This window comes from Natranaerovirga pectinivora (assembly GCF_004342165.1).
GTDB lineage: Bacteria > Bacillota > Clostridia > Lachnospirales > DSM-24629 > Natranaerovirga > Natranaerovirga pectinivora.
On record NZ_SMAL01000003.1, the window covers coordinates 364744 to 385826 of the forward strand.

The following is a 21083-nucleotide window of genomic DNA, read 5'->3' on the forward strand; positions in this document are numbered from 1 at the left end:
TTCTCAGGCAAAGCGAACTTGAACATTTTGTTGTAGGACGTGGCAACACTTTATTATTTTACTCTGTTGTGACTGCTAAATCTAAGTAGAAATCCATGCACATTCTACAAATAGTTGTTCTTAATATATTCCACCCATTCATTTTGCAATTCATGCTTTGTTATACCAAAAACATCTACAAATTTTCCAGGCGACTTTACTAGACTATGCAACTTATCATATCCAAAGACGTTAACTATTGTTTCCACTATAGTGTATGAATATTGATATCCATCTTTCTCAAAAAATGTTTGGAAGTCTTCTCTAGTGTCTAAATCATCAAATAACGGTATTGTATTATTTTCTAATCCTTTCCTTAGAGTACTTATTATCCACTTTTCATTGTTATCTTTTGCTTCATAGCAAGCAATTCCCTCATCTAACCACCTAGGAATATTAGAATTAATTTTCTTTGTTAAAATATGTACAAATTCATGAACAGCAGTCTTAACCACATTGTCAAATGTTGATCCTAATGGGGGGTTTAACGGAGAAGCAATAATAATTTTACCATCAGCTAGTCCTCCTCTTATCCAATCAGGTGCATCCGTTAAACCTAAAGCTGTATGTAATTGATTAAGATCTGTGTAAATCTCAACTATTAGCTTCTCTTCGAGTTGTTGCTTTAATTTATTGGTAATTTCACTATAGCTACCTTCAAGAACATCTGAAACCTTTCCTATGCAAGCATTATCTATTTCATTATAAACAATTATAAAGTGTTGAGTTTCCATTTTTTGATTTGGTTTATATGTTTCTTCTTTATTTACTTCTTCTATCATATGTCTTCCCCATTTTTCTTAGCTCTTCAAGCCATACTTCAATAACAGGCTTTCAAACCACTAGTTTTTAATACTTCTCATATTCTTCTACCAAAAATTGAGAAGGTATCTCTGTATCAGTATAATAACTGACTGCTTTTCCTTTCTCTTTTGCATATTCAATTTCTTTTCTTGTGCTGCTACCTATGTACCCATCAACGTTAATAACGAATATTTCATCAGATATATCAATTTTTCTGAAATGTATGTTCCCTAGCAATTCAGCTTGATCTTGCGTAATTTCAAATCCTTCGCTTTGTTCAAAAAAAGCTAAACTAATTACAATATTTCCTTGAAGAGTAAGATATGCATTTGTTTGTTCAAATTGTTCCTTGAATTTTGTAGAACCACATAATGTTATAACCTTCATAAATAATCCCTTCTTTCATTTAGTAACTTTGTATCTGTGTGGTAAAACCCTAGTAAAAGCATATTATCCTTTAATCTGTATCTTTAAATGAAGATTTTCATAAATCGCCGTTTTGTTATTCCCAACCTTCCTGAACTGAACCCTCAGATCCCTTCTTCGCAAGCGGTGCTTGCAGCAGTGAAGGAATGTACGTAGTGAATGGGAATAATCTTGTTATAGGATGTAGTCCTACTCAGTTTTTATGTATTACAACAGCTCCACAGGCTTTTTCATAAAATTCTATTGGACCTGCTTCACTGATTACAGCATATTCATATCCTGTTTTTTTCATATCCATTAAACAATAATGTAAAATATCATATCCTATGCCGTGAACTCTTTTGTTTCTTATTATTCCCATAGGACCAAACAGTCCTTTTTTCCCTCTTACTACGTCATATGCTCCAAACCCAACTATCTCATTTTTTAGTTCAGCTATAAAAACAGTTGGTTTATTTAAATGAAATCCACTTATTATATTTCTAGCCCATTCCTCACTAAATTTATCTCTAATTAATGTATAAAGTGAATCTTTATCAGTTTCTTTAACTCTTCGAATACAAACTTTATTGGATTTTTGATCTGGCTTTTCATAATCTCTTAAGTTTACTATTAGATCCCGAGCAGTTGTTGTAATGTCTTGAACTAAATCTTTTACTTCTTTACTAAAAAACCTATTAACTTCATTATCTAAAGAAAATATTGCTTTAATAACATGTCCTTCATTCAAATAAATTTGTCCATATTTCTTCATCAAAATTTCTGCTCTTTTAATTACTTCCAATAGCTCCTTAGAAATTAGGGAATTAAAGAAATCATGTTTAATTTCAGAAATACCAATATCTATATTACTTGCTACGATCTTTAAATCTTCTATCTTCACAGGAATCTTTAGACTTAACTCTCCTAATATCCCCGTCTTTTCTTTTAATACCCCAATTAATATATGTATAGGATAAAGTATATCTTCTACATCTTCCTCTGCCAAAGAAAAAACCCTTTTTAACCTGTCAGTTAATTTGATACTTTCCATTTAAATACCCCCTTACTAAGCAGTACATCTAATATCAATAGTAGCATCTTTGGATGAGTTAGTCGAAACTGTATGACGTTCTTTAATTCCACATACCTCAAATATGTAAATAAGTATTTCAATCGCTATCTTGGTATTACCTTGTTAGGTGCAGGTTTTATATTTTAGTTATGTCAATTTGATTTCTTTTATGTCGTCAATGATTTCGCTTGAAACGATTATTAACTTTTCCTCGATTCGTTGGGAAAGAAAATCCAAATCATTAAAATTCGGATTTTCAATTAACACGGTTTCAAGAACTGAGTATTTAGGTTTAGTGTCTCTGTCTTTATTCCATTTAGTTGTTTTAAAAGACTGCCAATATTTTTCTTGTATTGGTGCTGTTTGGCCTAAAAGCCATATTTCAAATTGCATATTTATGTGGTTTAATACAAGTGCTAATTTCAGTTTTCGCTTTTTTAAAAAGTCGTTGGAATAATAGAAGTACGTATAATCCATATAGCCTTGAAAAAGATTACCAAAGGAATAGCTGTCTGACAAATTTTTAGATAAATTCGTTCTTAATCTCATTACATACTTTACAAGTCCATCATATGCTTGTTGAATGTCTCCTTTTTTGAGTTGTTCCTTATATTCGTTGACATAATCACTTAGCTTTTTCATCTATAACATCCTTTAAAATTTATTTAGGGTTTTCGAACAATTGGATTTGGAGCTACACTTGCAACGAACGGAAATAATCTTGTAGGCGTAGTCCGTCTCCACTTCACTTCAACTCTCTACCAACCAAAATATTTATATAGAAAATATATACATAAAACAATCAGTTTGTCAAAATTCTTCTTAATTAGTTGAGCAATATTTTCCGGTAATTTCTATTTCATTGCCATCAGGATCATTCACTACAAAGAAATAATATGGCATACTTATATTTACATACATAATCTCGGATATGCTACCAATAGCTAAATTTTTAACTCTTTCATATTCTTCATTCAAATCATCGACGGAAAAATTAAATACAATTGATTTACTTGCACCAGTATTTTCTTGCTTTAAATATTTTAAATATGATTCGTTATATTTAGAATTAAGTATTCTTCAACACACCATAAATTCGAATAGTTACATTCTTTATCTACCTTATTATTTAGTTCACCTATTTTATAATTTTTATTATTTATCATATTTTCTCCAAATAACTAGTGTTAATTTCATCTGACGTTTCTTATCTCCGACGCCTCTGAACCGCACCCCCGTAGTCCTTCTTCGTAGGCAGTACTTCCACCCGGTGGTCGAAGGGATGACCCAAAATAGGCAAAGCGAACTTGAGTTCATTGTTAGATGATGTCCCCCCCTTGGAAGTTGCCAGTAATCAAATAATATTAATCTCTTGACATTAGAATAATACATCCTTAATAAATAAAGGGAAGTAAGATAACTTCTTATTATTCTTTATTTTGGGAACAATAGATGATAGTCATCTTTAGTCAAAATATATTTTTTTACATCATAAGTTTTATCAAAGGATTCATATGTACCATCGCAATAATATCTAAACCCGCTTTTTTCGATTACTCTTTTCGATTGTAGATTAAATGATTTATGGCCACACCACAAAACATCTACTTTAATCTCATCAAAAGCATATTGGATTGCTTCTCGTACAGCTTCAGTCATAAGACCTCTGCCCCAGTATGCTTTGCTTAAAACATACCCAATCTCTCTTTGTATATCAGCTCTATAACTTGTGTCAACAGTTCTATTATGAAAACCTAAAGAACCAATTACTTTGTTTTTTTCTTTTAAAACCAAAGCATACTCTATGCCACTATCAATAAAGTCTTTTAATATTGTTTTAGTAACTTCAATATTCTCATGATGCGGCCAGCCAGTCATTTCGCTAATACCTTCAACACTGGCATACTCATAAAAGTCAAATATATCTGATACTTTCCAATCTCTCATTGTCAGTCTTTCGGTTTCTAACGTTTTCATGATACACCTCCTAATATAAACAATTTCCAATTCACACTTAGAAACTACTTCGACCTAGTAGCTCTCTATACATTAACAATTAATGTTCCATATGTGATACTGCTCTTTTTACTAGAGGGGGGATGTCGACCCGCAGAGCCCTTCCTCGCAGGCGGGCTTGCACCCAGTGAAGGAATGTGCGTTAGCGAACAGGAATAATCTTGTTATCTGCCGTTGCAATACCACTATAGAAAATACTTATTTACTATAATTGTAAATTCTACTTTCATCAGTTTCATAATCATTAACATGCCATGTAGTATAATCATCTATTTCATTTTTCTTATCATCTTGATATATAGTAGTACCATTCTTATAATATGACCCCTTATATTCTCTGATAATTTCATTATTATTAATATCGTAAAATATGATATTAGTTTCTATAAAATAATGATTCTTTCTCCACTCTTTATGCCTATCGTCCAACTTCATAAAATCTAATACACTATTAAAAAGTTCTGCTATATCACTATCTTCACTATCTTTATTGACATATAATTTCCAATACAAGTTTGGTCGAATTAGTTCTACTTCTAGATTATGTAGAACCTTTTTACTGGAAATCAAATCTTCTTTATAACTTAAAATATCATCTGATTTCATAGAAATTATTGGTGTACAACTACACAAAAATACAATACATAATATTGTTAAGCCTAATTTCTTAAACACTTTATATCACTTCCTTATACTATACCAACCAATTCTAGACCTAAAATTTTTCACAAGCCTTTCTCATATTTGCAATGTTAGATAACGTTCCCGCAATTTCCGACGTTCCTTCCTTTTAACGCCTAGCGGAAAAAGTGGCGCAAGGCTTGCCTTGCAAGACTTGTGACATCGAAAGGAATGTAGGAAACTGGCGTGTTATATGATTTTGTCAATCTTGCTTATTCAAAACACTTTACTATTTTAAAGCATGTTCCATTTTTTCTATTTTTCGGGTTCCAATCAATAGAACCTTACCATCGATTGTTCTTATACGCATAATGGTGTTTCCTCCAAAATAATAAAATGTACCACTCGGTGTATTCTTTATCTTAAACCCAAATATACCTAATTTACTTGGGCGTATAGTATCAATTTTTACTATCGAATTAAGCATTATTACTCTATTGGATTTATGAAATGGAAATAGCTTATATTCAATTCTATCATCGTAAACAGTGAGATTTAGCTTGAGAATATAAAATATTATTAAAAATACAAGGCACATAATAGTTCCTACAATAAAATCTACATTTAAAAATATAGTTAATGTCAAGAAAACGACAAATAATATAAACAATATTATTCTAAAATTGCTACATATTCGCTGAGTTTCTTCAAATTTGGGCATTTGCTACCTCCTTCACTAAATTTTAATTTATAAACATGTTCATAAGCAAAGCTAATTAGATAATGTACATATAATACAAAAAGATTGACTGTTATTTCCGACATTCCTGAACTGGACCCTCAGAGGCCTTCTTCGTAGGCGATGCCTTCATACAGTGAAGGAATGGGCGGAGCAAACGTGAATGATCTTGTTATGTAATGGATCGTTGCGGAAATAGCCAGTTTCCTAAAAATTTATTGATTAATTCCTTCTCTATATTCCATCAATATTTTTTCATATTTCTTGCTTTTATGGTATCCACATGAATTATATTCATAGCACCATCCACGATATATGCAATCAGGAACACATGCTCCATATAACTCTGGTTCTCTTTCCTTCACTGTCTCCAATAACATTTCCCATGCTTCTCTTGTTTCTTTTGATGCTTGCATACATAATCTCTTGCGGGAGATATTAATCATAGCTTGAGCCGAAGCCAAAATTTCGTGTTCCACAGTATTCCCTTGAGGTAATTCATTTCTACATAATCCTGTTCTATCTGTCCTTTGTGTCCTTACCCAATGTTCTATTCCGTATTTATGTCTCACAAGATGAACAGATACCCAATACTTAAGTTCATACCATTTAGCATTGATTAAAAGTTGTCTAATAGGCGAATGCTCTGATAAAAGCATTCTTCTTTTCCAATTTGAAGTTGGTTCCCCAGTACCACCCTCTTTGTTTATTGTTGTTCTAGCCGAATCAGCTACTTCTCTCCATGTTCCTTTAATACTTAATAATTTACTTTTCATTAAAATCTCTCCAATTTTTTGTAACGCTTTTTAATCAATAATCTAGCACTATCTATCACATAACGTTCCCGAAGTTCCCGTTGTGCCCAAAATGTTTAACTTCCGATTAAGTTCGGGGGCATGATGGGAATTGTCGTGTTATGTGAAGGAATCAATGGAAGTTACCAGTAGCTATCGATTAAATGGAGTGATTAAATCAATCTCACCGATTCTTATTGCAAAATGCAAACAAATGTCTTGGAATATCAATATGTGTGCCTGCATGCATTCCAGTTTCTAATCTTGAGTTGTTATATTTATTCTTTTCTAAAAATCTATCCTGATATAGCTTTACCTCACTATCAAACGGATGTACCGGCATTCCATTCTCTATAGTGCAACTTAAATCAATAAAACCTTTCATATTAAACATTCCTCCGAAGTAATTTTAAATATACAACTACAAAAAACATCCGCAATCTCTTCAGGTTTTTTTTCAGTAGTGTTAATTAGAAAATGCTTCTTAGCGGACTTCGCTCCCAGCGAAAAGGTTTGGGTCGGAGCGTAGCGGAGCCAGTAATGTATTGTTAGTTGATGCCGCAACTTATCATACTTACTTAATTAACACTAAAAGATTGTGAATCATCTCATGATTTCTTATCTAATAAAGTTCAAATGTTGACCAATTATTTTCTATAGCCCACTTCAACCTATCTTCTATATTATTGTAATGTAATTCTAATTTGTGTCCATCTGGATCAAGAAAATAAAATGATTCTCCTTCTGATAAATTTTCTTTGAATGACTTTACCCCTGCTCCTTCAAGTTTACATTTCATTTTTTTAAAATCTATAGATAAAACATTGAACGATATATGCGTATAATCTGATTTCTTCTCTAAAACTACCGCATTATCAACATTTAGTGCAACCCATTGGTTTCCTGCTAATAAATATGCACCTTTATCCCATTTTCCAACCAACCTCAGACCCAATAGATTTACATAAAAATTCAACGACTTTTCTAAATCTGATACAGCAAATGTAATATGGTTAATTCCGTTAATCATCATTCATTCTCCTCAAACTTTTATTAAGAACATTGACTCCAAAGCCTTGCCCCGATATTGTAGTTTCAACTAACGTTCCGCATTGACGAAGCCTTTATGATAATATCTTTATTTATCAAACATTTTCTTTAAATAACCCTCATTGAGCAAATGTACTGTTTCAAACTTACCTCTATAAAAAACAGCCCAGTTATTGAACACGCAAGGAAGTTCCTTCGCTTTTTCTAATGTATCAACTTTTATTAGTTTAACGGGAATATCGTTTGCATTACAGTAGGTTTCAATTTGTTCTATAAAGTTTGGAATATATGGGCATTGCAAACTATAATAAATAGTTAGCTCTTCACTATCTATATTTTGTTTTTTTGCATTGGATGTAAACCCCGGCTTTGAGCCATCAAAAGATAATGCCATAAGTTCATACTCACCATCAATCATAGCGACCGTTTCAAACCCGAATTTTTGCATAAACTTTTTGTCTGAAAGAAAAGGTTTTTTCTTTTTTGAGCTGATTATGCAAACACCTGCCTTATTTTGTTTCCTTGCATCTGTTATGCAATAATCGAGTAACTCTTTACCATACCCCTTTCCTTTAAAGCTTCCTGAAACCCAAAGACAGTAAATATAAATGTAATTATCGCCAACAATCGGCACCCATGCTTTTTCAAGTGGTGCATATTCAATAAAAACCTTGCCTTTTTCATTTAACTTTCTAAATACATGACCATCTGCAACCCTGTCAATAAGCCATGTCCTTTTAACATCAACACCACGTTGATGTTTTTTATCGGCAATAGCACAACACAAGTGTTCACTTGCAATATTGTCTGTGGTTAAATTTACAAATTCATTACTCATCGTTAAAATCTCCTAAACAAAAATATATTAATATTCTTAAATTCATTACTTAACTTAATTCAACCCCAAATAACTTTTCTTAGCGACACGATGTCGCGGCTATAATTCCGCATGGAATTGTATCTAACGTTTTGTATCTCCGACAGAGCCTTAGAAGTATTTGCTTATGCCTGTGAGCCTGCGAACGGCTAATGCGAAGACTGTCGAGACGCGCTTAGGCTGTGGAACAAAAACCCTCCCTTACTATAAAATACTCAAAAGCATTACCCCGGAATAAGATGGATTATGTGCGATTGGAAGAATTGTCGTCATTATTTTTCTTTGATTTATGGTTTGCTATATTAGCACAGAAAATAGCAATTGTAGCACAAAATATTGTAATGGAACTCCAAATTGAATTTCCGTTAACATTTGAATATATGAGGTTTATTGAAGAAATAATAAGGGCAAATACGGCAATAATTAGTGCTATTCGAGCACTTTTGATATTCTCTTTCATTTTGATGCCTCCTTTAGATAAAAAGTCTATTTCACATTCCCCTATCCACTACTTTACTAATCCAATTTATTTGATTTCATAAGTATACGTAGTCTCATAATCATCAAAAATTGTAAGTGTTACTGTTTTCTGAGTTAGATTATATACAACAGACCAATGCTCTTGCCCTGGAATGGTATTCTCTTGAAGTAGCTTTAGTGCATCCTCTGTTGTAATGATTCCATTTGATTCTGATAATACTTCTTCATAGGCCAAGTAACGATCAGAACCGAATCCATGTAGATTTGGATTGTTGTAAAGTCTAAAATTAGCTAATATTTGATAATCTCCTTCTTTATGTATAACATGCTTTTGACCATAAAGAAATTCAACCACTGCGGAATTACCTTCAGCATCAACTATCATAAAATGAGAGGGATATGGATTATTAAGTGCTATGTTGTATTGATCTAAAATCTCTAAGGCTTCTTCAACTGTTCCTGCTTTATCTAATAGCAGTTTAGGTATTGTCATCTCAGAAAGTGTAATTTTATCATCATCTATAGGCGCTCTGGAGCCAATCAGTGTATGACGAGCTACTGATAACCCTTTTTCATTTACGCCATCTGTTACCAAATAGGGTGCTGTAAGTGCTAGAAACTTAGATTCTAAATTTAAATCATATGTATTTGTTCCATTTGAAGTAGCCTCTAAATAAGCACGCCCATTTGTAAGAGCCAAATTAACCATCCCATATGACTTATATCCTGTTTTAGGATTTGTTTTGATTAGGCAAGGGATTGCAACTGTTGTATCAAGATTTCTTGCAAAGATAACATCTCCATCTGGCGTTGTTGCAATAAATGAAGAACAGGCTGGACTATTCTCACCAATCTTAAATATACTAGAGATGCCTTGAGCAAGATTCTTTCTTAAAAAATTCTCAAATTCCTCTTGTGTTTTAGAACCCGTTTGTAAATATTTATCGAAAGAATAACCACCATAGTATGTCATCTCATAAACGGGTCGATCGCTTATTTTGTTAAGAGATGCTAAGGTCAAAATCTCATTTCTGAATATTAACCCAACCATTAGAATCATTAACAAAATAACTCCTAGTAAAATTAGCAACACTTTTTTTTTACTACGGTTCTTTACTTTTCTTATTAGCATTATATTAACTTCCTTTCAGTTAATTAAACATATCATTACACTTTATAGTATTCATAGAATTAATCTACTAGAGTTTTATATTCTTCAATATCATCAAATTCTGTTAAAATAGTTGTTGGAGTATCGGAAATATTTTTCATCAGAATCGGGTTTTACTATTAATAACACAGTAAAAACTACTTTTCTCATAAAAAATAATCCCCCTATCAACATAGATTAATTGCTTAGTTTCATAATTAAATATCACCATCGTATATAATTTTTTATAAAGTTACGTATAACGGTTCGTGTCTCCGATGCCTCTGAACTGGACCCTCGAAGCCCTTCTCCCTGACGGTGCTTGCACCCAGTGAAGAGGCGTGCGTAGCGAATGGAGACATTTTGTTAAGAGTTGTGGCAACAACACATAACTATGTGCCTTTAATTTTAATTAAAGAGTTTATTCTTGAAAATCATATAACAGATTTTTAATAGTAATTTTTAAACAAGAGGGTTTTCCGTAACATCCTTTGCCCACTGATTCTTTTATCAATTGAACAGTCAAATCTTGAATATTCAACTCTCTAATAATTGGTTCTTCAATCTTCTCATCCATCCATGTGTCCCATAATTCTATTTCATCAACATCCTTCAATTGATCTTTAATATATTGCAATAGCTCCTCTGCACGCTTATCTGTATACCGCCATGTCAAAGATGATATATATTTCTTATTAGTATACTTTTTGAGATATCCTACTTGAATGCTATTTTCATTCATTATTTCAATTTCGTCTAAATGTTCCTCCGAATCACATTGAAGAACTATCTTTTCATCCCTATCTTTTGTGGTTTTTAGTAAAAAATCTGGGATTTCCATATTATTTGCAATCATATCATTAATAGATAATAATTTAACAAATGAATTTGTTACCTCTTTTAAAGGTTTATTACTTGCAAGAAATTGATATGAACTCATTATTACTCCTCCATTTTTTAGCCTTGCTGCCTGCTGTGCCCCTTGCGCTGAGTAGCTGTGTTGCAGTCCCATGCTCCACGAAGCTAGAGCCGCATAGACGTGGCGCCTTAAAATTCTACTCACTTTCACATACTTCCCAGTTAAAGAAAGTGAACTGACTAAATACTTAATGTAACATTCACTTTATATTTCTCAGAGAGTTTCTTCACTTCTGATATAAGTATCTGCTTCATCTTTTTCAATTCATCATCTTCAATAACAACTGAATCAATAATACTTCGGTAGTGAATGGAAATAATCTCGTTATATGATGTTCCAATAAAATGACCCTAGTTAAATTTAATAAATATATGATATAATATAAAATATAGTACATTTTTCGATGGGAGTGATTATAATGAGTTTTAAATTTACTGTCTTTGTTCAAAAAGAAGATGATTGGTATGTTGCTAAATGTCTTGAAAATAATATTGCATCTCAAGGTAAAACTATTGAAGAAGCTTTAGCTAATCTTAAAGAAGCTGTTGAATTATTTTACGAGGATGAAAAACCTAGTGACGAATTTCCTCAAACTTTTATTACAACAATGGATATTAAATTATAATGGGTTCTAAATATCCAATTCTAAAACCCAATGAAATTATTAAAGCATTAAGTAAACTAGGTTTTGTAAAAGTTTCTCAAAGAGGAAGCCATTCTAAATATAAAAATGATACCACTCCACAAAAAGTTGTTATTATACCTATGCATTCAGAAATTGCAAGAGGTACTTTAAAAAGTATTTTACAACAAGCTGATTTGGAATTAGATGATTTTTTGAATTTACTTTAACATTAAGATGGCTAATCGTCATCTTTTTTTTGACCCAAAACTTGTTTCCTTGTGTATTACATACAATCAATCTACTAGGGTTTTATATTCTTCAATATCATCAAATTCTGTTAAAAACGTTGTTGGAGTATGAGAAATATTTTTCATCAGAATCGGATTTTCATTATTAATTTTTAAAATATATATCTCAAAGGAGTTATCCTCATTCAAGTTAATTTCAAAGTTTTGTTTATCACTTTTTATTCTATATACATTATTTTGAAGGTTTTCATAGATTCCTCTGTCTACCTCTCTATTATCGATATATTGAATAAAACTATTATCATGATGATTAATAGAAATTTGAATATAATATCCGTTAACATCTTTTTCAGTCTGATAAAAACCTTTTAAAGTAGGTTTCATTTTAGATGCACACGCACATATCGTTAATATAGTTACTATTAATAACACAGTAAAAACTACTTTTCTCATAAAAAATAATCCCCCTATCCACATAAATTAATTGCTCAGTTTCATAATTAAATATCATCATCGTATATAATTTTTTATAAAGTTACGTATAACGTCCTCGCATTTGCGACACCTTCGAACTGAACCCCACAGGAATCCCCCATAGCGGAGCTTCTCTCCCAGTGAGAAGGTGTGGTGCTGACCCTGCTCTTGATACGTGCTTCAAGCACCTTTATGCAATTGCATTGTTAGATGATGTGAACATAACAGTAACCTTTCTTATACCCCTTATACCTCAAGATGTTCTTCAACTAATCTAATAATTTCAATATCTTTATACTTATCAGCTATTTGTCTAGCTAGACTCTCAATCCCAAATAATTCAGTAAAAGTATGACTACCTATTATTAAGCTTATTTCAACAAATTTAGCATATTCAATGGTGTATAATGTTTTTTCTCCTGTAATATAGACATCACAGTTCTTCTCAAATGCTTCTCTTACATCTGAGGTTAAACCTCCACCTCCACAAACTAAACCGATTCTTTTAACCTTTCCAACTTTAAACTTCCAAGCCTTTACTGGTTCTTCTAGAATAACTTCTATCCTTTTTACTAGTTCTTCAAATTCTATTTCCTCTTTAAATTCAGCTATCCTTCCGCAATAGAAACCATTTTCTATATGGGTTCTCTCAATAATATGTAAGCCTAGTTTCTCAATTAATGAATCATTTGTACCAAAGTGACAGTCATCTAATGGTAAGTGATTAAAATAATGTGACATGTTGTATTCCATCAATTTGTTATGACAAGCATCTTTCAATCCAAAGATAAAATCCCATGCATCATGGTGAGTTATAATTAAATCAACATTGTTCTTTCTTGCTTCTTCAATTGTATCAAGTGTAAGGTTAGTGCAATATCCAATTTTTCTTACATCCTCTTTCCCACGTACAGTAATGCCACTTTCTTTATGAAAAAATTCATTATATTTGCTATCAAATAAATTTACTATAAATTCCTCTATTTCAGTTAATCTCATTTTCTTTCCTCCCCGACACTTCAAAGACCTGCTAAGTCTAATCAAAATTTATGTTCTTGTCATCTAACGTTCTGTTGTTGCTGACGTTCCTGAACTGGACCCTCAGAACCCTCCTCCTTAGGCGGTGCTTGCACCCAGTGAAGGAATGTGCGTTAGCGAACGGGAACAAGCTTGTTAAGCGAAGTTATGGAAACCCTGGTGCCTTATTACCCAGTCCTCCAATTCTATAGCATACTCATATGAGCCATTATATGCTAATCCGATAAATCTAGCCTGTGTATTAAAACTATAGAATTCTTTATCTTTCAAAAGCTCACATATTAACCAATCAATAACCTTAACAGATAAATCAGAATGGCATGCTCTTAAAACATAAAAGTACTCGCTTAAACTCAGAGATTCAATATAATCAGAATTATTATATGTAAATTTTCTACCACGGTATCTTAATATATTTATTATACCAACTTGGAATCTTCCTATTGTCAAATTTTTTATTGGGTTTTTGAATAGTACGTGACTAGTTACATTAAATGCAAACCAAAAGTACTCAACTATTCTGAACCACATAGGTCTGTAATGTGTTTCTATCATATAAATTCCTTTGATGAGAAGCTTTCTATACTCAGAATCTATCATATCAATATGCTGAATAAACTTATCCAAAATAACCGCTCCTTTTTACATAATCATTATTGTAAAAATCTACTCTTGAACTTTTTAGACGTTTAGGTAAATACCCTATATAATTAAATGATTCTTTAAATTTCTTTATATCAGAATTTTTCTCGGCAATTTCCAACATATATTCTAAATCTTTTACTCTTTTCATTAATGAACTATTTAGAATATGTAATCTTTTCTCCTCAGAATCAACTTTTGTAGCTGCAACTTCTTCTTGGATTGATGCATATGCACTAATAACAGTTTCTTTTAATATCCTACTGAGTTCTTGCATGATAATATATTCCTTATCAGCATCATCGTTTTTTTGCTTGAATTCTTCTTGCATTTTCTTCTCATAAGAAACATTAATACCACGATAAGTACGTTGAGATATTAGAAACACGGTAAAACCAATTACCCATAAAATAAAAGCAAAGAGTAAGTTTTGTAGTAGTGAATACACAAAATCATTCGAAACGCTATTCTTAGAAAATGCGCTGAAAATTAATGCCCCAACACCACTGAATATAGAATATATTATAACAATAAATAAGTATAAGACTCTTGTTTGAAGTAATCTTTCTTGTAATGGCTTTATTAGTAAATGAGGAACAAAGAACAATGTAGAAATTGTAAACATAAACGCGAGCCCTGTTGGAATTACTGAAATAATAAAGATATTACTATCTACGGACATAACTTCTGAAATTGCTTCTGTTAAGAACCCTATAAATAAAGGGATCGCAAAGATAAATATTTTAGATTGCAGATTCCTAAGGTGCTCTTTTTCGCCAAATGAAAAGTGGAGTACTTGTCCATTTACACCAGCTTTCTTTTGAAGAATAAAAATAAGGAATAGTGTCATTACAAATGCTAATAGAAATAAAAATAATTCTGTTAAAGATATAAACATAATTTTCCTCCTTTGATTATACTAATAATTTCGTTTAACGTTCTGTTGTTGCCGACGTTCCTGAACTGGCCCCCCCCCAAAACCCTTCTTCGTAGGCGATGCTTGCACCCAGTGAAGGAATGTGCAACGCGAACGGGAATAATCTTGTTAGGCGATGATGACTCAATCACATCTTTTTCTTTATTTATAACTTCTTCTTCATAAAAAAAGCTATTTCATTCTTCTTTATATCTTCATTTGTATACAATGAAAGATCCAGTGCATCTAATACAAATCCATTCTTCATATAGAATGTAATTGCAGGTACATTTGTACTCTGTGTTTCCAAGGATAAGACTCTAACTCCTTTCTTTTTTGCGATACAAGTTATTTTGTCTATAAGTAAAGAACCTACGCCTTTACCTCTATATTTATCAGAAACAAGTAGGTTTGCAATACTGAATGAGTTATTCCATTTTACTTCGTCAACTATTATTACTCCAACTAATTTATTTTCATCATATGCACCAAAGGACAACTCTTGACTTATAATCTTGTTATACCAAGAAATATCTTCTTCAATGTATGGCCAAATTTTAGTCAATGGCTTTCCTAACTCTAATAATCTTACTAGAAATTCAATTTGGTCATACTTTTCTTTCTTTTCAACTTCATAAATCTTTTTTGTTGTAAATCCATGTAAGCCGAAAGACTTTTCATTTTCCATAGTGTATTTCATTAGTTTTCTTATTTCAATCAAAATGTTGCCCCCTATTTCAATTATCCAACAACTTATTTAAATGACCTAAGCTTTAGCTCCGAAATGATTGTTTCAATGTTGCCTAACGTTCTGTTATTCCCGACGTTCCTGAACTGGACCAACAGAGCCCTTCTCCTTAGGCGGTGCTTGCACCCAGTGAAGTATAATGTGCGTTAGCGAACGGGAATAATATTGTAATGTGACGCGTACGGCTATCACTAATGGAAATACACATTCCTTTTGACTGTTTTGTGGTTTCCTTCTATCTCAAAGGAATTCTCACCGGTCTTTATCATATCGACATTATCCTTAGGATATTGTGAATATACCGTTTTCACCAACTTTATTCCAGGAATTATATTCTTTTCTTGTCTTACTTTAATCCCAAAGCTGGTAGCCCCACCTCCATTTGTTCTATATGCAACAATATTAGAATGATTCAAGCTCAAACTCTTAATTGGCTCAAAGGAATTTGCTGATAATAAGGGTATAATCATAATCGATATCAATACTCCTAGCAAACTGGGGATCACCCATATGAGTGTGTTTATTATCTTGGCAGCTCTACTCCTAAATCCAAAACCCTTTATTATCAGAATAATTGGTATAAGTAAAACAAACATCCCAAATACGTTATTTAATAGCCGACTATCAAATCTAATTACTGGGTAAATATAGTTAATTATTGCGAGTATGTAGAATGTGATTAAAGACATATATTGAAAGCCCTTATGTTTATATATTTTCAATGAGTTCTCTCCTTCTCTCATATGGCCTAATAGTATTGCTCAGTGTATTTTATTTGTCATATTTTATTGAGATTGTTGAAATCCCTGTTATGATAATTAACATAATAATAAGCAAAAAATCAATCCATGTTGAAAAATTGAATAATAAACTTATAATGCTATATAAAAATGATATCAACATCATTTTTAAAAATTTATCTAAATGTGCTTTTGCATATTTTTTTCTTTTTTCACTAGTTGCTTCTTTTGCTTCTTCATAATCAGGACCACCATTAATCCAATATACATATTCACCCTTATATATTATAAAGAATAATATATACAAACTAATAACCATACTAATCAAAAACCCTAATACAGACACTTTTCTAGATACATCAGACAATGTTAGGGCAATTATAATTGTTATAACTAGAAATGCAATTATCCAAGCAATCAATGGTTTATAAGTTTTTTTATAATTCTTATTGTTCATTTTACCTATCCCCTTATACTCTCATTATTAGTTGTTCTCAACTGTTCTAGCAAATTCCTGCTCCACTAAAAACAGAATTAATTGTTATTGAGATACAAATAAATGTCCCTCAAGTCGCTAATTATTATAGACACTATTCTCCTACTTTATAAAATTGTATCACAATTTTATTTTTTTAACGATTTAATTAATATTTTACCCTTTGAAAGCTCTTTAGTCAAAAGTTTTATTCAACTTTTTGTTTATACTTTTATTTTAAATGATTTATATCTTTTCTTGTTTTAGCAATTACAAATTATAATAATATCTTTATTATAAATCTGTACATAAATTAAAGGACTGATTAAAATAATTATAAAACCTATTACAAATCCGCCTGAACTTATGAGAAATTAGGTTATATTTAAATCCTCCGAAGCATTTATAGAAGAAGAGATACCCCATCTTTTAATGGTAAAAAATATATCCTAAAATACACAAAAAAAAATACCATATCTTCTACTCTTAAGCAGATTTAATATGATATCTTTTATTTTTGTTAATCTCTTAATATGTTTAAGTCTTTACCTTCCATAATCTTGTTCATATTTCTCATAGAACACATTTTACCACACATTGTACAACTGTCTTCATTTTCTGGCATAGATTCAGCTCTGTATCTTCTTGCTTTTTCTGGGTCCATTGCCAATTGGAACATGCCTTCCCAGTTTAACTCTTGTCTTGCTTTACTCATTTTGTTATCCCAGTCTCTTGCATTAGGGATACCTTTTGCGATATCTCCTGCGTGTGCTGCTATTTTAGATGCAATGATGCCTTCTTTCATATCGTCTAAGTTTGGTAATCTTAAATGTTCTGCTGGTGTTACATAGCATAAGAAGTCTGCACCGTTAGATGCTGCAATTGCGCCACCGATTGCACTTGTTATGTGGTCGTATCCTGGTGCTACGTCTGTTACGATTGGCCCTAACACATAGAATGGTGCACCGTGGCAAAGTCTTTTTTCAAGAATCATATTGGCAGCAATTTCGTTGATTGCCATGTGGCCTGGTCCTTCTATCATTACTTGAACGTCTTTTTCCCAAGCTCTTTTTGTTAATTCACCAAGAACGATTAATTCTTCAATTTGACTTGCATCTGTTGAGTCTGCAATAGAACCTGGACGACAAGCATCTCCTAAACTTAGGGTTACATCATATTCTCTACAGATGTCTAATAATTCATCATAGTATTCGTAGAATGGATTTTCTTTGTTGTTAAGCTCCATCCAAGCATATAATAATGAGCCACCTCTTGATACGATGTTTGTTAATCTACTGTTTTTCTTAAATCTTTCTGCTGTAGCTCTATTCAGTCCTGCATGGATTGTCATAAAGTCTACACCGTCTTCTGCGTGCGTTCTAACCACTTTTAAGAATTCGTCTTTTGTAATGTCTTTTAATTCTTTATCATAGAATCCAACAGCATCGTAAATTGGTACTGTTCCTATCATTGCTGTAGATTTTTCTACTAATGTTTGACGGAATTCTCTTGTTTTACCATAGGAACTAAGGTCCATGATAGCTTCTGCTTTCATTTCTATTGCTTTGTTTACTTTTTCCATCTCAACATCAAAGTTGTTACAGTCTTTTGAGATTCCTAAGTTTACATTGATTTTTGTTCTTGTGCCTTCTCCTACACCTTCTGGGTCTAATGATTTGTGATTAATATTAGCTGGAATGATAACTGTTCCTTTTGCTAATCTTTCCATAAGTGTTTCTATTGGCATATGTTCTTTTTTTGCTACGATTTCCATTTGTGGTGTTACAATTCCTTTTCTTGCTGCTTCCATTTGAGTTTTATAAGTCATATTGTATCTCCCTTTCTATTTTAAAAGTTCTCTAATGCTTTGTACTTTTTCTTTGATATTGTCTGCACCTACAATTTCTGTTACTAAACAGATACATTTTGCCCCTTGGTCGTGAACGTCTTTTATGTTATGTTCTTTGATGCCCCCAATAGCCACATAAGGGATATCTAGGTTTTTTACCACATAGTCTAAATACTCTAAGCCAACAGGATCGCATACATTTTTCTTAGTAAATGTTTTAAATATTGGGCCTACACCAATGTAGTCTGCACCTCTTTCAATGGCTTCTTGACCTTGTGCTGGTGAGTGGGTGGATAGTCCAATAATCATATCTTCTCCAACTAATTTTCTTACCACTTCTATTGGTATATCATCTTGACCGATATGTACACCATCTGCCCCAACCATTATAGCAATGTCTATATGGTCATTAACAATAAATATGGCTCCTGCTTCTTTTGTTAGCTCACGGATTTTTAAGCATTGCTGATATTTTTCTCCAATTTCTTTGTCTTTTTCTCTGTATTGGATGATATTAATACCCGCTTCTAACATTTCCTGTACCACTTCTATATTGTCTCTGCCTTTTGAATGTTCTTCTGCTGTAATGCCATAGATGCCTGAATCAAATAGTCTCAGTTTTTCTGCTTTCGTCATTTATTCTTACCTCCCTAGAACATATTCTAAAATCGCATCTGCTTGTTTTGCTGCTGCTATATTAACTTTTGGTGATATGGGTGGTGTATCTTCTCCCACTTCTGTTTTTAAATCTCCAATAATCACTAGATTCTGTCTTATATAATGGGTTTTAATCTCATCACTATTGCCCCATCCTGCTAGACCTGATGCGGCTACGATAAATTCTTTTTCTTTGATTAGCTCTTGTATGATTAGGGCTTTGTATTCTGCTTTATCAAAAGCTTCTACCACAATATCACAAGTCTTGAAAATGTCCTTAATGTTCTCTTTTTCTAGTTTTGTATGAATAGCTGTTATGTTTATATCTGGATTAATTCTTTTTAGGTTCTTCTCAAGTGCTTCTACTTTTGGTTTTCCTAATTGATCATAAAAATAAAATTGTCTATTTAAGTTGGATGCTTCTATATGATCAAAATCTACAATGATCAATTTATTAAACCCACTTCTTACAAGGTTAAAGGCACAATTAGACCCTAATCCCCCTGCTCCTGCTATTCCTATGGTCACTTCTTGTATTTTATTTAAGTTATCTTTTCCAATATACCCACATAACTTTTCTTCAAAGCCATTCATATGTCCACCTCACAGCAACTGCCAATCTTTAAATACAGGTTGATAGCCTTTTGATAATAGCATTTCCTTAATTTCATCTACTGTTCTTTTATCCGATGTGTCAAATTGAACCGTATCTTCTTTTTGAGTTCTGCCACCAACTGCTGTTGTTGTGCCTGCTGACATTTTTGTTACCCCTAGTGGCAATACATTTTCTCTAAACTCAGGCTCTTCCCTTGTTGATATGGTAATGCCTGCTCTTGGCATAAAGAGTCTTAGAGCCAACATAATTTGAACAAAACTTTTATCATCTACATTTACTTTTGGTGTAAATGCACCTGCGTGGGGACGCATCCTTGGTAAAGAGACGCTTATCTCTGTATCTGCATATTTGTCTTGTAAGTATTGTCCGTGTAAACCAGTAAAGAAAGCCTCTTTTTCCCAATCATCTAATCCTAGTAATGCACCAATATTCACATTTCTCATTTTTGCTTTACATGCTCTTTCTGGTGCATTTAATCTATTAAGGTAATCTTTTTTAGGGCCTCTGATATGTATTTCATCATAGATTTGTTCATTGTAGACTTCTTGATACAATGTAAGACCATCTACTCCTGCTTTTATTAATCTTTCATATTCCTCTTGTTCTAAAGGATATATTTCAATAGATACTGTTGCATATTTGTTAATGACTTTTACACATTCTTCTATATAGTCAACTGAAGTACCTTTTCTTGATTCTCCCGTTAGAATAAGAATATGGCGAAGTCCTGTATCTGCAATTGCCTTTGCTTCTAATTCAACTTCATCTAATGCTAATTTTTTTCTTGGAATAGGGTTATTCACATTGAAGCCGCAATAAGCACATTGATTGACACAATAATTCCCAAGATATAAAGGGGTGTATAAAATCATTGCTTTGCCAAAGTTTTGTTTTGTAAGGACATTGGCCTTCCTTGCCATAAGTTCTAACGAGCCTTTAGCAACTGGGGATAATAGAGCCAAAAACTCTAATGCACTTATTTTATCTTTGTTTATAATTCTATGAATATCATTTTCTGTTAATTTACTAAAGTACCCTTCAAAATCCATGTTCTTATATTGATTATACACTTCATAAAAACTCATT

Annotated in this window: 28 protein-coding genes; 2 read left to right on the plus strand and 26 right to left on the minus strand. The window is 32.2% G+C overall.

Features of this window, described 5'->3' with window-relative positions; genetic code table 11:
- Positions 1-104: 104 nt before the first annotated feature.
- From EDC18_RS06440 to EDC18_RS06505, 15 genes are all read right to left on the minus strand, one after another.
- On the minus strand, positions 105-821 hold the full coding sequence (locus EDC18_RS06440; RefSeq protein WP_132251464.1) for a peptidase MA family metallohydrolase: 717 nt from the start codon (positions 819-821) through the stop codon (positions 105-107).
- A gap of 67 nt (positions 822-888) precedes the next feature.
- Positions 889-1230: a hypothetical protein gene (locus tag EDC18_RS06445; RefSeq protein WP_132251466.1), complete on the minus strand. Its 342-nt coding sequence runs from the start codon at positions 1228-1230 to the stop codon at positions 889-891.
- 232 nt (positions 1231-1462) lie between these two features.
- Positions 1463-2302, minus strand: a complete 840-nt coding sequence (locus EDC18_RS06450; protein ID WP_132251467.1) for a GNAT family N-acetyltransferase — start codon at positions 2300-2302, stop codon at positions 1463-1465.
- A gap of 168 nt (positions 2303-2470) precedes the next feature.
- The gene (locus EDC18_RS06455; protein ID WP_132251469.1) at positions 2471-2965 is read right to left on the minus strand and encodes a DUF7000 family protein; all 495 of its coding nucleotides are present in this window, start codon (positions 2963-2965) and stop codon (positions 2471-2473) included.
- A gap of 401 nt (positions 2966-3366) precedes the next feature.
- Positions 3367-3489, minus strand: coding sequence for a hypothetical protein (locus tag EDC18_RS14855; protein ID WP_279230909.1), 123 nt, complete (start codon positions 3487-3489; stop codon positions 3367-3369).
- A gap of 268 nt (positions 3490-3757) precedes the next feature.
- The gene (locus EDC18_RS06460; RefSeq protein ID WP_132251471.1) at positions 3758-4300 is read right to left on the minus strand and encodes a GNAT family N-acetyltransferase; all 543 of its coding nucleotides are present in this window, start codon (positions 4298-4300) and stop codon (positions 3758-3760) included.
- 237 nt (positions 4301-4537) lie between these two features.
- Positions 4538-5014: a hypothetical protein gene (locus tag EDC18_RS06465; protein WP_132251473.1), complete on the minus strand. Its 477-nt coding sequence runs from the start codon at positions 5012-5014 to the stop codon at positions 4538-4540.
- Positions 5015-5249: 235 nt separating this feature from the next.
- A complete protein-coding gene (locus EDC18_RS06470; RefSeq protein WP_132251474.1) occupies positions 5250-5681 on the minus strand; it encodes a hypothetical protein in 432 nt (143 codons plus the stop codon).
- A 233-nt stretch (positions 5682-5914) separates the two neighbouring features.
- On the minus strand, positions 5915-6475 hold the full coding sequence (locus tag EDC18_RS06475; RefSeq protein WP_132251476.1) for a thymidylate synthase ThyX: 561 nt from the start codon (positions 6473-6475) through the stop codon (positions 5915-5917).
- Between the two features lie 202 nt (positions 6476-6677).
- Positions 6678-6878, minus strand: a complete 201-nt coding sequence (locus EDC18_RS06480; protein ID WP_132251478.1) for a cyclase family protein — start codon at positions 6876-6878, stop codon at positions 6678-6680.
- A gap of 237 nt (positions 6879-7115) precedes the next feature.
- Positions 7116-7523, minus strand: coding sequence for a VOC family protein (locus EDC18_RS06485; RefSeq protein ID WP_132251660.1), 408 nt, complete (start codon positions 7521-7523; stop codon positions 7116-7118).
- Positions 7524-7631: 108 nt separating this feature from the next.
- Positions 7632-8381, minus strand: coding sequence for a GNAT family N-acetyltransferase (locus EDC18_RS06490; RefSeq protein WP_132251480.1), 750 nt, complete (start codon positions 8379-8381; stop codon positions 7632-7634).
- 283 nt (positions 8382-8664) lie between these two features.
- Positions 8665-8880 (minus strand): hypothetical protein, encoded by a 216-nt coding sequence (locus EDC18_RS06495; RefSeq protein WP_132251481.1) that lies wholly within the window; start codon positions 8878-8880, stop codon positions 8665-8667.
- A 66-nt stretch (positions 8881-8946) separates the two neighbouring features.
- Positions 8947-10032 (minus strand): linear amide C-N hydrolase, encoded by a 1086-nt coding sequence (locus EDC18_RS06500; RefSeq protein WP_132251483.1) that lies wholly within the window; start codon positions 10030-10032, stop codon positions 8947-8949.
- Between the two features lie 439 nt (positions 10033-10471).
- On the minus strand, positions 10472-10990 hold the full coding sequence (locus EDC18_RS06505) for a hypothetical protein (RefSeq protein WP_132251485.1): 519 nt from the start codon (positions 10988-10990) through the stop codon (positions 10472-10474).
- A gap of 397 nt (positions 10991-11387) precedes the next feature.
- Between EDC18_RS06505 and EDC18_RS06510 the strand changes: the two genes are divergently transcribed.
- Positions 11388-11594 (plus strand): type II toxin-antitoxin system HicB family antitoxin, encoded by a 207-nt coding sequence (locus tag EDC18_RS06510; protein WP_132251487.1) that lies wholly within the window; start codon positions 11388-11390, stop codon positions 11592-11594.
- On the plus strand, positions 11594-11821 hold the full coding sequence (locus tag EDC18_RS06515; RefSeq protein ID WP_132251489.1) for a type II toxin-antitoxin system HicA family toxin: 228 nt from the start codon (positions 11594-11596) through the stop codon (positions 11819-11821). The genes EDC18_RS06510 and EDC18_RS06515 overlap by 1 nt, the downstream gene beginning before the upstream one ends.
- Positions 11822-11887: 66 nt before the next feature.
- Here the strand turns inward: EDC18_RS06515 and EDC18_RS06520 are convergent, their stop codons facing one another.
- The 11 genes from EDC18_RS06520 to thiH form a co-directional block, all read right to left on the minus strand.
- The gene (locus EDC18_RS06520) at positions 11888-12295 is read right to left on the minus strand and encodes a hypothetical protein (protein ID WP_132251491.1); all 408 of its coding nucleotides are present in this window, start codon (positions 12293-12295) and stop codon (positions 11888-11890) included.
- Positions 12296-12562: 267 nt separating this feature from the next.
- Positions 12563-13315: a Nif3-like dinuclear metal center hexameric protein gene (locus EDC18_RS06525; protein WP_132251493.1), complete on the minus strand. Its 753-nt coding sequence runs from the start codon at positions 13313-13315 to the stop codon at positions 12563-12565.
- A gap of 174 nt (positions 13316-13489) precedes the next feature.
- The gene (locus EDC18_RS06530) at positions 13490-13981 is read right to left on the minus strand and encodes a hypothetical protein (protein WP_132251495.1); all 492 of its coding nucleotides are present in this window, start codon (positions 13979-13981) and stop codon (positions 13490-13492) included.
- Positions 13974-14894: a hypothetical protein gene (locus EDC18_RS06535; RefSeq protein WP_132251497.1), complete on the minus strand. Its 921-nt coding sequence runs from the start codon at positions 14892-14894 to the stop codon at positions 13974-13976. Before EDC18_RS06535 ends, EDC18_RS06530 begins: the two co-directional genes overlap by 8 nt.
- Before the next feature lie 184 nt (positions 14895-15078).
- Positions 15079-15633, minus strand: a complete 555-nt coding sequence (locus EDC18_RS06540) for a GNAT family N-acetyltransferase (protein ID WP_132251499.1) — start codon at positions 15631-15633, stop codon at positions 15079-15081.
- Between the two features lie 218 nt (positions 15634-15851).
- Positions 15852-16382 (minus strand): hypothetical protein, encoded by a 531-nt coding sequence (locus tag EDC18_RS06545; RefSeq protein ID WP_132251501.1) that lies wholly within the window; start codon positions 16380-16382, stop codon positions 15852-15854.
- 49 nt (positions 16383-16431) lie between these two features.
- Complete coding sequence (locus EDC18_RS06550; protein WP_132251503.1) at positions 16432-16857, minus strand: hypothetical protein; 426 nt, start codon at positions 16855-16857, stop codon at positions 16432-16434.
- A 538-nt stretch (positions 16858-17395) separates the two neighbouring features.
- Positions 17396-18703 carry a phosphomethylpyrimidine synthase ThiC gene (gene thiC, locus EDC18_RS06555; protein WP_132251505.1) on the minus strand — a complete coding sequence of 436 codons (1308 nt, stop codon included), beginning with the start codon at positions 18701-18703 and terminating at the stop codon, positions 17396-17398.
- Between the two features lie 15 nt (positions 18704-18718).
- On the minus strand, positions 18719-19360 hold the full coding sequence (gene thiE / locus EDC18_RS06560) for a thiamine phosphate synthase (protein ID WP_132251507.1): 642 nt from the start codon (positions 19358-19360) through the stop codon (positions 18719-18721).
- Between the two features lie 6 nt (positions 19361-19366).
- Entirely contained in the window at positions 19367-19975 is a 609-nt protein-coding gene (thiF, locus tag EDC18_RS06565; RefSeq protein ID WP_132251509.1) for a sulfur carrier protein ThiS adenylyltransferase ThiF, read from the minus strand.
- Between the two features lie 9 nt (positions 19976-19984).
- Complete coding sequence (gene thiH, locus EDC18_RS06570) at positions 19985-21082, minus strand: 2-iminoacetate synthase ThiH (RefSeq protein WP_132251510.1); 1098 nt, start codon at positions 21080-21082, stop codon at positions 19985-19987.
- Between the last annotated feature and the right edge of the window lies 1 nt (position 21083).

Coding starts and splice junctions, on each gene's coding strand:
- EDC18_RS06440 (WP_132251464.1), bottom strand. CDS start 821: ATGATAGAAGAAGTAAATAAAGAAGAAACATATAAACCAAATCAAAAA.
- EDC18_RS06445 (WP_132251466.1), bottom strand. CDS start 1,230: ATGAAGGTTATAACATTATGTGGTTCTACAAAATTCAAGGAACAATTT.
- EDC18_RS06450 (WP_132251467.1), bottom strand. CDS start 2,302: ATGGAAAGTATCAAATTAACTGACAGGTTAAAAAGGGTTTTTTCTTTG.
- EDC18_RS06455 (WP_132251469.1), bottom strand. CDS start 2,965: ATGAAAAAGCTAAGTGATTATGTCAACGAATATAAGGAACAACTCAAA.
- EDC18_RS14855 (WP_279230909.1), bottom strand. CDS start 3,489: ATGATAAATAATAAAAATTATAAAATAGGTGAACTAAATAATAAGGTA.
- EDC18_RS06460 (WP_132251471.1), bottom strand. CDS start 4,300: ATGAAAACGTTAGAAACCGAAAGACTGACAATGAGAGATTGGAAAGTA.
- EDC18_RS06470 (WP_132251474.1), bottom strand. CDS start 5,681: ATGCCCAAATTTGAAGAAACTCAGCGAATATGTAGCAATTTTAGAATA.
- EDC18_RS06475 (WP_132251476.1), bottom strand. CDS start 6,475: ATGAAAAGTAAATTATTAAGTATTAAAGGAACATGGAGAGAAGTAGCT.
- EDC18_RS06480 (WP_132251478.1), bottom strand. CDS start 6,878: ATGAAAGGTTTTATTGATTTAAGTTGCACTATAGAGAATGGAATGCCG.
- EDC18_RS06485 (WP_132251660.1), bottom strand. CDS start 7,523: ATGATTAACGGAATTAACCATATTACATTTGCTGTATCAGATTTAGAA.
- EDC18_RS06490 (WP_132251480.1), bottom strand. CDS start 8,381: ATGAGTAATGAATTTGTAAATTTAACCACAGACAATATTGCAAGTGAA.
- EDC18_RS06495 (WP_132251481.1), bottom strand. CDS start 8,880: ATGAAAGAGAATATCAAAAGTGCTCGAATAGCACTAATTATTGCCGTA.
- EDC18_RS06500 (WP_132251483.1), bottom strand. CDS start 10,032: ATGCTAATAAGAAAAGTAAAGAACCGTAGTAAAAAAAAAGTGTTGCTA.
- EDC18_RS06505 (WP_132251485.1), bottom strand. CDS start 10,990: ATGAGTTCATATCAATTTCTTGCAAGTAATAAACCTTTAAAAGAGGTA.
- EDC18_RS06510 (WP_132251487.1), top strand. CDS start 11,388: ATGAGTTTTAAATTTACTGTCTTTGTTCAAAAAGAAGATGATTGGTAT.
- EDC18_RS06515 (WP_132251489.1), top strand. CDS start 11,594: ATGGGTTCTAAATATCCAATTCTAAAACCCAATGAAATTATTAAAGCA.
- EDC18_RS06520 (WP_132251491.1), bottom strand. CDS start 12,295: ATGAGAAAAGTAGTTTTTACTGTGTTATTAATAGTAACTATATTAACG.
- EDC18_RS06525 (WP_132251493.1), bottom strand. CDS start 13,315: ATGAGATTAACTGAAATAGAGGAATTTATAGTAAATTTATTTGATAGC.
- EDC18_RS06535 (WP_132251497.1), bottom strand. CDS start 14,894: ATGTTTATATCTTTAACAGAATTATTTTTATTTCTATTAGCATTTGTA.
- EDC18_RS06550 (WP_132251503.1), bottom strand. CDS start 16,857: ATGAACAATAAGAATTATAAAAAAACTTATAAACCATTGATTGCTTGG.
- thiC (WP_132251505.1), bottom strand. CDS start 18,703: ATGACTTATAAAACTCAAATGGAAGCAGCAAGAAAAGGAATTGTAACA.
- thiE (WP_132251507.1), bottom strand. CDS start 19,360: ATGACGAAAGCAGAAAAACTGAGACTATTTGATTCAGGCATCTATGGC.
- thiF (WP_132251509.1), bottom strand. CDS start 19,975: ATGAATGGCTTTGAAGAAAAGTTATGTGGGTATATTGGAAAAGATAAC.
- thiH (WP_132251510.1), bottom strand. CDS start 21,082: ATGAGTTTTTATGAAGTGTATAATCAATATAAGAACATGGATTTTGAA.